The organism is Methylobacterium fujisawaense, assembly GCF_039619325.1.
GTDB classification, from domain to species: Bacteria; Pseudomonadota; Alphaproteobacteria; order Rhizobiales; family Beijerinckiaceae; genus Methylobacterium; species Methylobacterium fujisawaense.
In genome coordinates, this window is the sequence record NZ_CP155000.1 from 2,790,058 (window position 1) to 2,804,293 (window position 14,236).

The 14,236-nt window shown below is 70.1% G+C and carries 16 protein-coding genes; 7 read left to right on the forward strand and 9 right to left on the reverse strand.

What is annotated here, in order from left to right; genetic code table 11:
* The first annotated feature begins 22 nt into the window (after positions 1–22).
* Positions 23–1,249, forward strand: coding sequence for a glycerophosphodiester phosphodiesterase family protein (locus ABC766_RS13250; RefSeq protein ID WP_179697659.1), 1,227 nt, complete (start codon positions 23–25; stop codon positions 1,247–1,249).
* A gap of 172 nt (positions 1,250–1,421) precedes the next feature.
* Here ABC766_RS13250 and ABC766_RS13255 read toward each other — a convergent pair whose 3' ends face one another.
* The 4 genes from ABC766_RS13255 to ABC766_RS13270 form a co-directional block, all read right to left on the reverse strand.
* A complete protein-coding gene (locus ABC766_RS13255; RefSeq protein WP_345822442.1) occupies positions 1,422–1,661 on the reverse strand; it encodes a hypothetical protein in 240 nt (79 codons plus the stop codon).
* Between the two features lie 21 nt (positions 1,662–1,682).
* Positions 1,683–2,114 carry a hypothetical protein gene (locus ABC766_RS13260; RefSeq protein ID WP_345822443.1) on the reverse strand — a complete coding sequence of 144 codons (432 nt, stop codon included), beginning with the start codon at positions 2,112–2,114 and terminating at the stop codon, positions 1,683–1,685.
* Between the two features lie 529 nt (positions 2,115–2,643).
* Positions 2,644–3,372 (reverse strand): acetoacetyl-CoA reductase, encoded by a 729-nt coding sequence (gene phbB, locus ABC766_RS13265; protein WP_043347469.1) that lies wholly within the window; start codon positions 3,370–3,372, stop codon positions 2,644–2,646.
* 114 nt (positions 3,373–3,486) lie between these two features.
* Complete coding sequence (locus ABC766_RS13270) at positions 3,487–4,671, reverse strand: acetyl-CoA C-acetyltransferase (protein ID WP_043347468.1); 1,185 nt, start codon at positions 4,669–4,671, stop codon at positions 3,487–3,489.
* Between the two features lie 325 nt (positions 4,672–4,996).
* On the opposite strand from ABC766_RS13270, the gene phaR reads away from it, so the two are divergent.
* The gene (gene phaR, locus ABC766_RS13275; protein ID WP_043385545.1) at positions 4,997–5,587 is read left to right on the forward strand and encodes a polyhydroxyalkanoate synthesis repressor PhaR; all 591 of its coding nucleotides are present in this window, start codon (positions 4,997–4,999) and stop codon (positions 5,585–5,587) included.
* 95 nt (positions 5,588–5,682) lie between these two features.
* Entirely contained in the window at positions 5,683–5,997 is a 315-nt protein-coding gene (locus tag ABC766_RS13280) for a hypothetical protein (RefSeq protein ID WP_043385547.1), read from the forward strand.
* A 19-nt stretch (positions 5,998–6,016) separates the two neighbouring features.
* Here ABC766_RS13280 and rpmF read toward each other — a convergent pair whose 3' ends face one another.
* Positions 6,017–6,205, reverse strand: coding sequence for a 50S ribosomal protein L32 (gene rpmF / locus ABC766_RS13285; RefSeq protein WP_003601373.1), 189 nt, complete (start codon positions 6,203–6,205; stop codon positions 6,017–6,019).
* Between the two features lie 238 nt (positions 6,206–6,443).
* Here rpmF and ABC766_RS13290 point away from each other — a divergent pair, with 238 nt between their 5' ends.
* A complete protein-coding gene (locus ABC766_RS13290) occupies positions 6,444–6,803 on the forward strand; it encodes a helix-hairpin-helix domain-containing protein (protein ID WP_345822444.1) in 360 nt (119 codons plus the stop codon).
* A 3-nt stretch (positions 6,804–6,806) separates the two neighbouring features.
* On the opposite strand, the gene ABC766_RS13295 is transcribed toward ABC766_RS13290, so the two are convergent.
* Together ABC766_RS13295 and ABC766_RS13300 are read right to left on the reverse strand one after the other, a co-directional pair.
* Complete coding sequence (locus ABC766_RS13295) at positions 6,807–7,490, reverse strand: hypothetical protein (RefSeq protein ID WP_342142355.1); 684 nt, start codon at positions 7,488–7,490, stop codon at positions 6,807–6,809.
* Entirely contained in the window at positions 7,487–7,789 is a 303-nt protein-coding gene (locus tag ABC766_RS13300; protein WP_043385555.1) for a hypothetical protein, read from the reverse strand. Before ABC766_RS13300 ends, ABC766_RS13295 begins: the two co-directional genes overlap by 4 nt.
* A gap of 154 nt (positions 7,790–7,943) precedes the next feature.
* Between ABC766_RS13300 and ABC766_RS13305 the strand changes: the two genes are divergently transcribed.
* The gene (locus ABC766_RS13305; protein WP_043357361.1) at positions 7,944–10,823 is read left to right on the forward strand and encodes a phosphoenolpyruvate carboxylase; all 2,880 of its coding nucleotides are present in this window, start codon (positions 7,944–7,946) and stop codon (positions 10,821–10,823) included.
* An 87-nt stretch (positions 10,824–10,910) separates the two neighbouring features.
* On the forward strand, positions 10,911–11,270 hold the full coding sequence (locus ABC766_RS13310) for a DUF393 domain-containing protein (RefSeq protein ID WP_345822445.1): 360 nt from the start codon (positions 10,911–10,913) through the stop codon (positions 11,268–11,270).
* Between the two features lie 23 nt (positions 11,271–11,293).
* Here the strand turns inward: ABC766_RS13310 and ABC766_RS13315 are convergent, their stop codons facing one another.
* Both ABC766_RS13315 and ABC766_RS13320 read right to left on the reverse strand, forming a co-directional pair.
* Positions 11,294–11,749 (reverse strand): NfeD family protein, encoded by a 456-nt coding sequence (locus ABC766_RS13315; protein ID WP_345822446.1) that lies wholly within the window; start codon positions 11,747–11,749, stop codon positions 11,294–11,296.
* Positions 11,750–11,757: 8 nt separating this feature from the next.
* Positions 11,758–12,738: an SPFH domain-containing protein gene (locus ABC766_RS13320; RefSeq protein WP_179697653.1), complete on the reverse strand. Its 981-nt coding sequence runs from the start codon at positions 12,736–12,738 to the stop codon at positions 11,758–11,760.
* Between the two features lie 332 nt (positions 12,739–13,070).
* Between ABC766_RS13320 and ABC766_RS13325 the strand changes: the two genes are divergently transcribed.
* Positions 13,071–14,165 (forward strand): glycosyltransferase family 4 protein, encoded by a 1,095-nt coding sequence (locus ABC766_RS13325; protein WP_043353349.1) that lies wholly within the window; start codon positions 13,071–13,073, stop codon positions 14,163–14,165.
* The last annotated feature ends 71 nt before the right edge of the window (positions 14,166–14,236 follow it).

Sequence of the window (14,236 nt, forward strand, 5' to 3'; positions counted from 1 at the left end):
GACCTGAAACGGGAGGTTCGCGATGCGTGCGTTCATGATCGGGCTGGGGCTGCTCCTGGGGGCGGGACCCGGCCTCGCCGGCGAGGCCGCCCAGCTCGGGCCGCGGCCCTTCTACCTCGTCGACCAGCTGAAGCCCGGCCCGCTCAAGGACACGCTCGCCGCCTGCGGAATCGACCGGACCTACACGCCCAGGGCCTTCTCGATCTCGCATCGCGGCGCGCCGCTGATGTTTCCGGAGCATACACGGGAGGGGGTGCTCGCCGCCGACCGGATGGGCGCCGGGATCATCGAGTGCGACGTGGCCTTCACCAAGGACCGCCAACTCGTCTGCCGTCACAGCCAGTGCGATCTGCACACGACCACCGACATCCTGGCCCGGCCCGAACTCGCGGCGAAATGCACGCAGGGCTTCACGCCGGCCGATCCGGCCACCGGCCGCAAGGCCTCAGCCAAGTGCTGCACCAGCGACCTGACGCTGGACGAGTTCAAGTCGCTGAACGGGAAGATGGACGCCGCCGATCCGGACGCCACCAGCGTGACGGCCTACATGAACGCGACCCCGCGCTGGCGTACCGATCTCTACGCCGGCACCGGCACGCTGATGTCCCACAAGGAGTACATCGCGCTGGTGAAGGGGCTGGGGCGGAAGTTCACCCCCGAATTGAAGGCCCCCCAGGTGCCGATGCCGTTCGACGGCACCTACACCCAGGACATGTACGCCCAGCAGCTGATCGACGAGTACCGGCAGGCCGGCATCCCGGCCTCCGACGTCTATCCGCAGAGCTTCCAGCTGCGGGACATCCTGTACTGGCTGGAGAAGGATCCGGATTTCGGCCGCCAGGCGATCTTCCTCGACGACCGCGACGAGACCGCGAAGGGCTTCGACCCGGAGAAGCCCGCTACGTGGCAGCCCGGCATGACCGAACTCGCGCAGAAGGGCGTGAAGATCCTGGCGCCACCGCTCTGGATGCTGGTGCGGCCGGGGCCTGACGGGACGATCGAGCCCTCGACCTACGCCCGGGAGGCGAAGAAGGCCGGCCTGGGCCTGATCGCGTGGTCCCTGGAGCGCTCGGGCCCCCTGAAGGGCGGCGGCGGGTACTATTATCAGTCGATCAAGCCGGTGGTGACCGGCGACGGCGACATCCTGCGGCTGCTCGATGTCCTGCACGGGCAGGTGGGCGTGCTGGGCGTCTTCTCCGACTGGCCTGCGACCACGACCTTCTACGCCAACTGCGTCGGCGCGCCCTAAGGGGTGCGGCTCAGTCGGCCCACAGGGCTACGAGGGAGAAGACGCCGGCCATCATGAAGTTGACGATGAGGAAGCCGGTGATGATCAGGGCGAGCGTCATGAGTGTTGTCTCGGGGTGAGCGATCCGGAGAACCGGCAGCAGCCCCTTGGGGCGCTGCCGGGGATGGGCGTCTCAGCGCGGGGAGAGCAGCAGGACGAGATGACCCAGATGGCCGAAATCGAGCGGCTTCCAGCCGAACCATCGCTGAAGCGGCACGTAGATCACGCACTGCACCCCGGCACTTCCGAGCATCGCCAAGACGAACCATCCCCAGTCCTGCGTGATTATCCCGATCGTGGCCGCGAACATCGCCGTCGTGGCGAAGATGAACGTGCTGGCGTTCCCCGGCCGCGGCGTGATGACGTCCGACATCGTCGATCTCCCTGATAGCGGTCAGCGGGCGCGGCAGTTCGGGCCGTACCAAGTCATGGTCCGGCGATCCATGCCGCCATCGGACGAGGCGCCGCAGATGGGGAAGCGGGGGTCGCCGCTCCGCTGCAGGCTGGCGATCTTGTAGAGATCCTGCCGGGCCTCGCGGCGGCGGTTCTGCTCGGCGAGCTGCGCCTGCCAATACAGGTTGCTGTTGGCCTGGGCGACGGCGCGCTGCTGATGGAGGCCCATCATGCACTCGGCAAAGCCGTCGGTGTCGGGCTCGAAGCCGAAGGCGTAGCACTGGTTCTGATCCATCGCGTGACGCTCCTGCGGCGTGATGCAGGCGGCCAAGCCCAGGGCGCAGGCCGCGGCGAGACCGAGCTTCGCGACGGTGGGCAGCGTGCGGTTGAGGCGGCCCTCGCTCTGACCGGCACGCGAAGCCGTATCGCGCAAAGAACTGTCCTGGCCGCCACCGATAAAATGAACGCCGAATTTACCGTGAAACCAGTTGTTCATGACGCCCGGGACCTCGATTTCTGTCGGCAGGACCATCCGCGAGCCGATGAAAGAAGGTCTATACGAGGCAGTTCGAATTGTTCGTGTCGCAGAACACGCGGGCGCCGGGGCCGATCGCTGCCCGCAATGCCCGTTATCCCGAAGCCGCGCGGAGACCGCGCAGGCCAGGTAGGACTTTCGTCAGGCTTGCCGGGTCGGATCGTCCGCGTCGCCGATCTGCGGGATCCGCGCGGCGTCTGGCACTCGGGCGATCAGCGGGCGCCGCCGGACTCTGGCCGCGGCGACGGTCTGCACGGGCGAAGCGCGCCCCGATGGGGAACGGGCGGCGCGCCGGCTGCGCGGCGCACTCGATGAGGCGCAGCCCGAGGCGGCCGTCATCAAAGCGATCGGGCGCGAGAGGGACCGGCCGCGGGGGCCCCGGCCCTGCGTCGGGCGCGCCGGATCGATCCGGCGCGCCCGCTGGCGATCAGACGAAGTGCTGGCCGCCGTTGATGGTCAGCGTCGAACCGTTCACGAAGCCGGCCTCGTCGCTGGCGAGGTACTCGACCGCGTGCGCGATCTCGCTGGCTTCGCCCAGGCGACCCGTGGGAATCGTGGAGATGATCTTGTTGCGGATCTCCTCCGGCACCGCCATCACCATCTCGGTGGCGATGTAGCCCGGCGCGATCACGTTCACCGTGATGCCCTTGGACGCGCTCTCCTGCGCCAGGGCCTTGGCGAAGCCGATCACGCCGGCCTTGGCGGCCGAGTAGTTGGTCTGGCCGGCCTGGCCCTTCTGGCCGTTGATCGACGAGATGATGATGATGCGGCCGAAGTTGCGGCTGCGCATGCCCTCGATCAGCGGACGCGTGCAGGTGAACATCGAGTCGAGGTTGGTCTTGATGACCGCCTGCCACTTGTCGAAGGTCATCTTGTGGAAGGCACCGTCCCGCGTGATGCCGGCGTTGTTCACCAGCACCTCGATCGGCCCCAGCTCGGCCTCGACGGCCTTGATGCCGGCCTCGCAGCTCGCGAGATCGCCCACGTCGAACTTGAAGACCGGGATGCCGGTCTCGGCCTTGAAGGCGTTGGCCGCCTCGTCGTTGCCGCCGTAATTGGCCGCGACCCGATAGCCCTTGTCCTTGAGCCGCTTCGAGATCGCCGCGCCGATACCGCGAGTGCCGCCCGTGACCAGGGCGACGCGTCCTTGAGCCATTGTTTCCTCCTGTTCGCATCCCGTGATGCCGCGTGCGGATGGCGTCCGCACGCGAATTTTTGTGATCTCGGCCTTAAGTCTAAGTTGTCCAGCGGGGCTGACGCCCCGCTGCGCTCAGGTCCGCTCGATGCACATCGCGACGCCCATGCCGCCGCCGATGCAGAGGGTGGCGAGGCCCTTCTTGGCGTCGCGGCGCTTCATCTCGTGCAGCAGCGTGACGAGGACGCGGGCGCCGGACGCGCCGATCGGGTGGCCGATGGCGATGGCGCCGCCGTTGACGTTCACCTTCGCGTCGTCCCAGCCCATGTCCTTGTTCACCGCCAGCGCCTGGGCCGCGAAGGCCTCGTTGGCCTCGATCAGGTCGAGGTCGGACGGCTTCCAGCCGGCCTTCTCCAGGGCCTTGCGGGAAGCCGGGATCGGGCCGGTGCCCATCACCTTGGGATCGACGCCCGCGGTCGCCCAGGACTTGATCTTGGCGAGCGGGGTCAGGCCGCGGCGCTCGGCCTCCGAGGCCGACATCAGCACGAGGGCAGCGGCGCCGTCGTTGAGGCCCGAGGCGTTGGCGGCCGTCACGGTGCCGTCCTTGGCGAAGGCCGGCTTCAGCTTGGCCATGGCCTCGATGGTGGCGCCGTCGCGGATGTACTCGTCGGTGTCGACGACGGTGTCGCCCTTCTTGCCCGGCACGGTGACGGGGACGATCTCGTCCTTGAAGCGGCCCTCCTTTCGGGCGGCCTCGGCCTTGTTCTGCGAGCGGGTCGCGAACTGGTCCTGCTGCTCGCGGGTGAGCTGGAAGGCCTGGGCGACGTTCTCGGCGGTCTGACCCATGTGGTAGCCGTTGAAGGCGTCCCAGAGCCCGTCCTTGATCATCGTGTCGACGAGCTTGACGTCGCCCATCTTCTGGCCGCCGCGCAGGTACTGCGCGTGGGGCGAGAGCGACATCGATTCCTGGCCGCCGGCGACGATGACCTTGGCGTCGCCGTTGGCGATCTGCTGCATGCCGATCGCGACCGTGCGCAGGCCCGAGCCGCAGACCTGGTTGAGGCCCCAGGCGGTGGCCTTCTCGGGAATGCCGGCCTTGATGGCCGCCTGACGGGCGGGATTCTGGCCGGCGCCCGCGGTGAGGACCTGGCCAAAGATCACCTCGTCCACATCGTCGGGCGAGACCTTGGCCCGCTCCAGGGCGGCCTTGATGGCGGTCGCACCGAGCTCATGGGCCGGCACCGCCCCGAAGGCGCCGCCGAACGAGCCGACCGGCGTGCGCGCGGCCCCGACGATGACGATCTCTTCGCTGCCTGCCATGTGAACGTTCTCCTCTCGCGAGCCGGCGCGCCTTCCACGTTTTGGGGCGCGCTCTGTGCCGGCCCTGGGATGAAGGGCTTGAGATGGGCGAAGTCAAGGTTGTCTATCAAAGCGCCAAAACGTGCCGATGACGCGTCCGCGAAACTGAAATGGCGCTCTGGCCCCACACCCTCTGCATTATTCTGCGTTGAAGAGGTGCAGTTTGCTGTTTTCTGCGCCCGGGGAAGGCTTTAAGGATCGTGCTGCGGGCGCGAAGACAGCCCCGCCAGACTGCACCGCGCGTCTGCAACGCCCCCCGGTCCCGAGTCCAGAAAGGCCGTTCCCGATGGCGGATACCGTCAAGGCCACCCAGACCGTCATCAAGAAGTACGCCAACCGGCGCCTCTATCACACAGGTACCTCGACCTACGTGACGCTGGAGGACCTCGCCACGATGGTCCAGAACGGCGAGGATTTCGTCGTGTACGACGCGCGCACCGGCGACGACATCACCCGCTCGGTCCTCACGCAGATCATCTTCGAGCAGGAGAACAAGGCCGGTGCCGAGAACCTGCTCCCGGTGGCCTTTCTGCGCCAGCTGATCCGCTTCTACGGCGACAGCATGCGCACAATGGTGCCGAGCTTCCTCGAATTCTCGATGGCGAATTTTGCCAAGGATCAGGACGGGCTCCGCGAGAAATTCGCTCAGAGCTTCGGTCCGTCGGCGTTCCAGAACGCGATCGAGCAGCAGGTGCGCACCAACATGAACTTCTTCGGCGACGCCATGAAGATGTTCACGGGCTTCGGGCCGCCCGCCCCCGGGACGCAGCCGCCGGCGCCGACACAGCCCACGCCCTATGCCGGGGGCGAACTGGACGATCTCAAGCGCCAGATGCTGGAAATGCAGCAGCGGCTCGAAGCGCTGGCGAAAAAGTAAATTCCCGTCGGCGCGACCGAACAAAGGGTTGACGATTAGTAAACACCGGCCCCACCTTTGCGACATCGGCACGGAAACGTGCGAAAGGTGTGCGCATGGTGCGTATCGGAACAGTCAGCCGTCTCGGCCCGACACAGGTCCGCTCCACCCGGCGCAAGCCGGTGTCGGAGCCGGACGCGTCTCCGGAGCCGGCCGAGACCGCAGCCCAGGCGCTTGTGGTGATCGACGGGGGGCGGTCCGAGGGGGAACCGGAGGGTCGGCCGGCGGATCGCGCGGGCCGAGGAAGACCCCGCGCCGGCTTTGTCGCCCAGCTGCTCACGGCCGACGATCCGACGCTGCTGCCGTCACGCCTGACACGGACCCAGATGGCCGCCGCGCGCTACGCGGAGGCCGCGCGGCGCCTCGCCTGAGGCGCCGCCTTCGCGAGGCTCAGGCCTCGGCGGACTTCACCTTGAGAACCTGACGGCCGCGATACATGCCGGTCTTCAGGTCGATGTGGTGCGGACGGCGCAGCTCGCCCGAATCCTTGTCCTCGACATAGGTCGGCGCCTTCAGGGCGTCGGCCGAGCGGCGCATGCCGCGGCGGGAGGGGGAAGTCTTTCGCTTCGGAACGGCCATGGCAGGATCCTTCGTGACGCCGCGGACAAAGCGGCGCGCGGGCGGCTCCTCAATCGAGGATCGCCACGCACACCGCGGGATACGGATGAGGGCGGGCTTATAACTCCGGCGCCGGCCCGTGGCTAGGGGTGCCGGACCACAACCGTTAAGCGCGGGCGTTAAGCGCGGGTTCAAGCAGGCCGTCGCAGATCTGCCACGACGGCACCGCGCAGCGGGCCGCGTCCTTCGGGAGAACGCCATGGCTTCCTCCACCAAGACCCTCGCCCTTCTCGCCCTCCTGTCGAGCCTCGTGGCGGCCCCCGCGCTGGCGCAGGCGCCCCAGGCGCCGACGACCGTAGCGCCGACGGCCCCCGCGAAGCCCATGGCACCGAGCGCACCGGTGGCCGGATCGCCCAACGCCGCAAAGGGCGCGCTCATCGACCTCAACAGCGCCAGCACCGAGGAACTCGACGCCCTGCCGGGTATCGGCGCGGCGCGCGCGGCCGCGATCATCAAGGCGCGGCCGTATCGCGGGAAGGACGATCTCGTCTCCAAGAAGATCATCCCGAAGACCGTCTACGACGGCATCAAAGACAAGATCATCGCCAAGCAGAAGTAGCCGCTACTCGGCGATCGCCCCCTGAGGCATGGAGAAGCCGGGGGGCGTCTTCGGGGCCGCGGCGGCCTTCGGCGCCGCGTGCCGGGGCGCCTTCTTGCGGGCCTCGGCCTTCGGCTCCTTCGGCGCCTTGACGGCGGGCGGCGTCTCGCAGGCGCGGAAGGTGAGCTGCGCCAGCGGCGTGCCCTCCTCGGTGACGATCGCGATCGGATCGGGGAAGGTCGGCAGCGTCGGCTGCCAGCGAATCGGGCCGCCGAGCATCGCCTCGATCCCCGCCGGGGCGCCGCCGCGCCGCAGCGTCGTGAAGTCAGGCCCGTAGGCGGTGGCGACCTTCCCGGCAATCACGACCTGGAGCACCTCGTTCAGTTCGGGCGTCAGCGGCCTGAGCGGGTTCGTCGTGCGGATCTGTCCGGACCGCGTGATCACCATCTTGAAGCCCTTGCCGCTCTCGAAGCGGGCCGCCTGGGCCCCACAGGGCTGCTCGAGGGCCGGGCCGGCCGCCGGCGTCGGGCTCGTCGCCTGAGGGGCACTCGGCTCCGGGGCGGGAGCCGGCGCAGCGGGCGCGGTCTGTGCCGGAACGTCCGGCGCAGGCGGCTTTCCGCCCGGCGCGGCCGAAACGGACTGCGCCATCGTCAGGTAGAGGGGGCCGGCCAGCAGCAGACCGGCCGCCCCGCGCAGGCTCACCGTCATCGGCTGCCTCCGGGCGGATCGCGGTGGAGCGCCTCGCTGCGCTGCGTCCTGTCGAGGGCGCGGATCGGTTCCAATTCCATCGCTTCCAGATCCAGCACTCGCGGATCGAGCACCTGTGCGCTGCGGTCGATCGGGCTCCTGCGGGGACCGACCGAGCCGATGAGCAGATCCTCGTCCTCAAGATCGAGGTCGGAGCCCATGCGCAGGGGCTCGCGCCGGCCGCGAGCCACCATCGCGGCGACGGCGACAACGGCGATGGCGAAAACCAGGATGGCCAGGATGATGAACAGGCGCTCCATAAGGAGGCAAGCTCTAACCTGCGGTTCAGGCCGCCGCCACCCCGTCGCGTGTCCGATCGCGTCCCCCCGTCGCGTCCCCGATCGCGTGCGGAACGCTCCTTGCGTGCGCCGCCGGACCGGGTAGATGCGGGCAGACCGGAGCCGGGACCGACCGATGCAGCACGAGCCGAGCCGCGAGCCCGAGGAACTGGAGGCGCACCTCCTCGGACTGATTGAGGCTGCCCGGGAACAGGCCCGGGAGGACCCGTTCCGCAATCCCGTCCTGGCGGTGACCCTGGCGATCACCCGGCGGTTCGACAGGAACGAGATCTCGGCAGGCGACCTGGACGGCCTGTTCGTGCGCCTGCGCGCCGAAGCCCTGGCGGCCCGGGCGGAGCGGCTGCGGGCCTATGTCGGGCTCGATGCCAGCCCCGAGGATCCGCAGGCGGGGATCCCCGCCCGTCTCGTGGCGGCAATCCCCGACCGGTCGGACAGCGTCGAGGCCTTCGCGGCCCTCATCCACCGCACCGCCTTCGCGGTGGTGTTCACCGCCCATCCCACCTTCGGCATGCCCCGGGCGGTCGCCGGCCTCCTCGCCGAGGCCGCGAGCCTGCCCGACGCTGCGGCCCGCGCCGGGCTGATCGAACGGGCGGCGACTTTGTCCACGCGGCCGGACGCGCCGATCACCCTCGACGTCGAGTTCGAGCAGGCCTGCGCGGCGGCCAATAACGGGCGGCTCGCCCTCGACGCCTTCAACGGTGCCCTGCTCGACGCCGCCCGCGCCCGCTGGCCCGACCGCTGGACCGAACTGACGCCCCGCCCCTTCGCCATCGCCAGCTGGGTCGGCTGCGACACGGACGGGCGGACCGACATCGGATGGTGGGACACCCTCCGCTACCGGCTGATCTCGAAGCGGATGCAGTTCGACCGGGTGATGCGCGATCTGCCCGCGAGTCCCGCGTGCCGGGAGGTCCGTGCCCTCGCCGAGAACGCGCTGGCAGCGGTGAACCGCCAGCTCACCGTGGCGCCGCGCCTCGGCGACCAGCCGTCCCTCGAGGCGGTGCACCGCTTCGCCCTGGCCCTCATCATCGAGCGCGAGCGCGCCCAGACCGACGCGGGCGCCCTCGTCGCCGCGCTGACCAAGGCCCTCGAGGCTGCCGACGACGGGGCCGACAGACGGCGGATCGCGGTCCTGCGCGCGGGCGTCGCGACGCACGGCCTGTCGAACGCCCTGCCGCATTTCCGGCTGAACGCCAGCCAGATCCACAATGCGGTACGCCGGGTGATCGACCTCGAAGGCGAGCCCACCGACGCGGCCCGGCGCCGGTCGCACCTCGCGACGATCCACACCCTGCTGAACGATGTCCGGCCGGTCGCCGTCGATTTCGGGGCGCTCGCGGCCGAGCGGGCCTCGGCAGCCCGGCTGATGATGACGATCGCCCAGATCCTCAAGCACGTTGACGGCACCCATCCGGTGCGCTTCCTCATCGCCGAGACCGAGACCGGCTACACCCTGCTGGCCGCCCTCTGGCTGGCGCGGCACTACGGCATCGCCGACAAGCTGGAGATCACGCCGCTTTTCGAGACGGCCAGCGCCCTCGAACAGGGCATCCGGGTGCTCGACGACGCCCTGCGCAACCCCCACTGGCGCCAGTATCTCAAGCGCATCGGCCGACTGACCGTGCAGTTCGGCTATTCCGATTCGGGCCGCTATGTCGGCCAGCTCGCGGCGACCTTCTGGATCGAGCGGCTGCGGCTGCGCATCACCGAGATGCTGGTCCAGAACGGCCTGTCCGACGTCGAGCTCGCGATCTTCGACACGCACGGCGAATCGATCGGGCGCGGCGCCCATCCGACCTCCCTGCGCGACCGCCTCGCCTACCTCGCCCCCGAGGATGCGCGGGACCGCGCCCGCAAGGCCGGCATCCGGGTCCGGCTCGAATCGAGCTTCCAGGGCACCGACGGCTACCTGCTGTACGGCACCGAGGCGCTGGCCCGCGCCAGCGTCGCCCGCATCGCCGAGCACGTCTACGCGCTCGACGTGACGGAGGAGGATTCGTTCTCGGACTACGCCCTGAACGACCATCCCAAGGCGGCCGACGCCAAGGTCGATCCGATCTACGCCGAGCCGGATTTCGCCCTCGAATTCTTCACCGCGGCACGCCAGGACATGGAGGCGCTGGTCGACGATCCGGGCTACGCCGCCCTGCTCGGCACCTTCGGCCCGAGCCTGATCGACCGGACCGGCTCACGTCCGGTGGCACGCCAGACCGACAATGGCGGCCCGGCGCGGATCACCCATCCGCGCCAGATGCGGGCGATCCCCAACAACGCGATCCTGCACCAGCTCGGCTTCCTGGCGAATTCCCTGCACGGGATCGGCCGGGCCGCCCAGCGCGGCCCGGACCTGTTCCGCGACATGCGCCGCGATTCGGTGCGCTTCTCCCGGGCATTCCGGCTGGTGCAGCACGCCGCCTCGGTGGGCGACCTCGACGTGCTGCGCGCCTATATCGACACCCTCGATCCGGCCGTGTGGCTGGAGCGGGCGCGGCGCACGCAGAAGGATTTCCGCAGGGACGAGCTGGTCGTGATCTCCGGGGCCCTGGAGCGCCTCGATCTCGCCCCCGCGCTCCGGAACCTGTTCGGACGCCTGACCCGCGACTGGCTCGCCCTGCGCGCGGCCGCCCCGGACCTTCCCGCCATGTCGGCGCGGCTGACCCTGCTCCACGCCCTGCGGCTCGCGCTGATCCACCGGATCTGGTTCCTGGCGGTGCACATCCCGGGTTTCCGGCCCCAGGCGGGCATCTCCCGCGAGCAGCTGCTGGAGCGCTTCCTGCGGCTGGACATCGACGGCTGCCTGAAGCTCCTCGACGCGATCTTCCCGATCACGCCGGATCCGACGCTCGGCCTGAACTTCGGCGAGCCGGCCGGCCCGCGGGACGTCGGCACCTACGAGGCGGAGCACGCCAACCTGTTCCAGCCGATCCGCCGGATGTTCGACCAGGTCCGCGAGATCTCCGGGATGATCCAGCACGAGGTCGGCGCGTTCGGATGACCGCGACGCCGTCCCGCAGGCCGAGGCCGGACGCGCAATCTGGCCCGACCTCGGCGGCGGCCTATATCGTCGAACATGGAACAGGTCGTGGTCTGGTTCGATGGAGGCTGCCCCCTCTGCCGGCGCGAGATCGCGCTGATGCGCCGGCTGGACCGGCGCGGCGCGATCACCTTCGTCGACGTGGCAGAGGATGCGGACACCTGCCCGGCCTCGCGGGCGGACATGCTGGCGCGCTTCCATGCCCGCGAGGGCGAGTCCGTCCTCACCGGCGCCGCGGCCTTCGCGGCGATGTGGCGTGCGATCCCGGTTCTGCGCCCGCTCGGGCTCCTCGCGCGGTCGGGCCGCGTCCTGCAGGTCCTTGAGCGTCTCTACGGCGTGTTCCTGAGGGTCAGGCCCCGGCTACAGCACCTCGCCCGGCGACTCGAACGGCCCCGGGCCTCAGCCTGAGGCGGGGATCCGCGGAGACGCGCTCACGCGGCCTCCACCTGCAGGATCGTCCCGCGAATGGCCGTCACCCGAACCCGTGCCCCGGCCGGCAGATCGGGTCCCTCGACCCGCCAGAGCGTATCGTCGAAGCGGATGCGGCCAGCCCCCTGCACGATCGGCTCGTCGAGCACGCCGGCGCGCCCGATGAGGCCCCTGTCGGCACGGTTCAGCGCGGGAGCCAGCGGTCCGGCACCCCGCCGCTGCAGGCGCGCCGCGACGGCGACCAAGCCGACGGCCAGCACCGCGAACAGCAGGGTCTGACCCTGCCAGGGCAGGGGCAGCGCGGCGGCGGCCACGCCCGTCGCGACGGCGGCGAGGCCGAGCCAGATCAGGAAGACGCCGGGTAGCAGGATCTCGGCCCCCGCCAGGGCCAGCCCGGCGATCACCCAGCTCCAGGCGGGCCCGAGAGCCGCGACGGCGTCGGCGACGGAGGCGGGCATCGCCGGCGTCAGGTCCGCGGCGGGGCGACGTTGGGCGGCGTTCCGGTGCGCCTGGGCGCCGAGGGACCATCGCCGAACACGGTGCGGGTGAGTTCACCGATCCCGCCCAGGGTGCCGGCGAGAGCCGCCGCCTCGATCGGCACCACGACCACCCGCTGGTTCGGCGCGGTGGCGATCGCCCGTACGGCCTCGACGTATTTCTCGGCCACGAGGAAATTCGCCGCCGCGATGTCGCCCTCCGCGATCGCCCGGCTGACCATGCCGGTCGCCGCCGCCTCGGCCTCGGCGGAGCGCTCACGGGCCTCCGCGTCGCGGAAGGCGGCCTCGCGCCGGCCCTCCGCCTCCAGGATCGCCGATTGCTTGCGTCCCTCGGCCCGGAGGATCTCGGCGGCGCGCTGCCCCTCCGCCTCCAGGATCGAGGCGCGCTTCTCGCGCTCGGCCTTCATCTGGCGGGCCATGGCCCCGGCGAGATCGGCCGGAAGCACGATATCCTTGATCTCGATCCGGTTGATCTTGACGCCCCAGGGCGAGGCCGCCGCATCCATCACCCGGAGCAGGCGTTCGTTGATCTCGTCACGGTGGGCGAGGAGCTGGTCGAGATCCATCGCGCCGACCACGGTGCGAATGTTGGTCATCGTCAGGGTGGTGGCGGCGAGGTCGAGGTTCGAGACCTCGTAGGAGGCGCGCGCCGCGTCGAGCACTTGGTAGAACACCACCGCGTCGATGGTGACGCCGGCATTGTCGCGGGTGAAGGCCTGCTGGCTCGGCACGTCGATCACCTGCTCCATGACGTTCACCCGCCGGCCGATCCGCTCGACGAAGGGGGTGATCAGTCCGAGGCCGGCATCGAGGCTGCGGGCGTAGCGGCCGAAACGCTCCACCGTGTAGACGTAGCCCTGGGGGACGATCTTCACGCCCGCGGCCAGGGTGATGACCGCCAGCGCCGCCACGCCCACCGCGAAGACGCTCAGCCCGAACGGCAGCCCCATCGACACCCTCTCCGTCCCGGCCGCGCGTCCGGCGCGCGAGACGCAGCCTAGCAGGCTGATGCGCGCCTCGCGACCGCGGTCCCGGACAGCCGAGAAACGGGGCCGCCGCAGCCCGGCGTGAACGGGCCCCCATTCATTTCGATCATCTTTGGTTCAGGCCGCGGCGCTTAGGAAGTCGGCAAGCGTCGCGTTCGTCGTCGCTCCAGACCCTCCAACGCAACGCTTGTTGAAGAAACATTCGGCATGATCCCCGCCACCCTCGCCGCGGAAAGAAGTCCTTTCGCGCCGCTGCGGGCGGCAGAAATCCCCACCCAACCGGATCCGGTGCGCGCGTGAAGATCGCTGTCCTCGCACATCTGAAATACCCGATCGGCCAGCCCTATGCCGGCGGCTTGGAGATGCACACGCATCTCCTCACCGTCGCGCTGAAGCGGCACGGGCACGACGTCACGCTGTTCGCCAGCCGGGGCTCGGACCCGGCGCTCGATCCCGTGATGCTCTGCGATCCCACCGGGGACGCCCTCTTGGACCCGGACCGCGAGGAGGCGATCGACCGGGCGGAGCACGAGGCCTACCGGCGCATGATGGAGATGGTTGCGGCCGGGGGCTTCGATCTGGTCCACAACAATTCCCTGCACGCGCTGCCGCTGTGCGAGAGCACCCGGATCGGCCTCCCTTGGGTGACAGTGCTGCACACGCCGCCCTTCGAGTCCCTGGTCGCCGGCATCGTCGATGCCGATCCCGACATGGCCTTCCTCGCGGTCTCGCCGTCGCTGGCGCAGGAATGGGCGCATCTCGTCCCGAACGCGCAGGTGGTCGACAACGGCGTCGATCTGTCGACCTTCGTGTTCTCGGAAGAAGCCGACGTTCCGGCCTTCGCCTTCTGGTCGGGCCGAATCGTGCCCGAGAAGGGTCTGCACCTCGCCATCGACGCCGCCCGCGCCGCCGGGCTGCCGCTGACCTTCGCCGGCCCGAAGCTCAATCCCGGCTACTGGGCCGCCGAGATCGCCCCACGCATGGGGCCGGACCTGACACATCTCGGCCATCTCGCGCACCGGGATCTGGCCCATCATCTCGGCCGGGCGCGGGTCGCGATCGTCTCGCCCCGCTGGGAGGAGCCCTTCGGCCTCGTCGTGGCGGAGGCGCTCGCCTGCGGCACCCCCGTGGCCGCCTTCCGCCGCGGCGCCATGCCCGACATCCTGGACGCATCCTGCGGCCGCCTCGCCCGTCCGGACGATCCGCAGGATCTCGCGGTGGCCATCCGGGAGGCCGCCGGCCTGTCGCGCCGGGCCTGCCGCGACCGGGCGGAGGCGCTCTACGACGCCACCGCCATGACAGGACGCTACCTGGAAGCGTACGATGCGGTGATCGCGCGCTGCGCCGAGCGGGCGCGGCCCGCCCTGCGCGTCGCCGGAGGACGCGGCTGAGCGGCGCAGATACGCGCGCCGTGCCGCATTTCCGCACCCGAGCCCGGAGCCCGGCGGCTCGACGCCCCGCC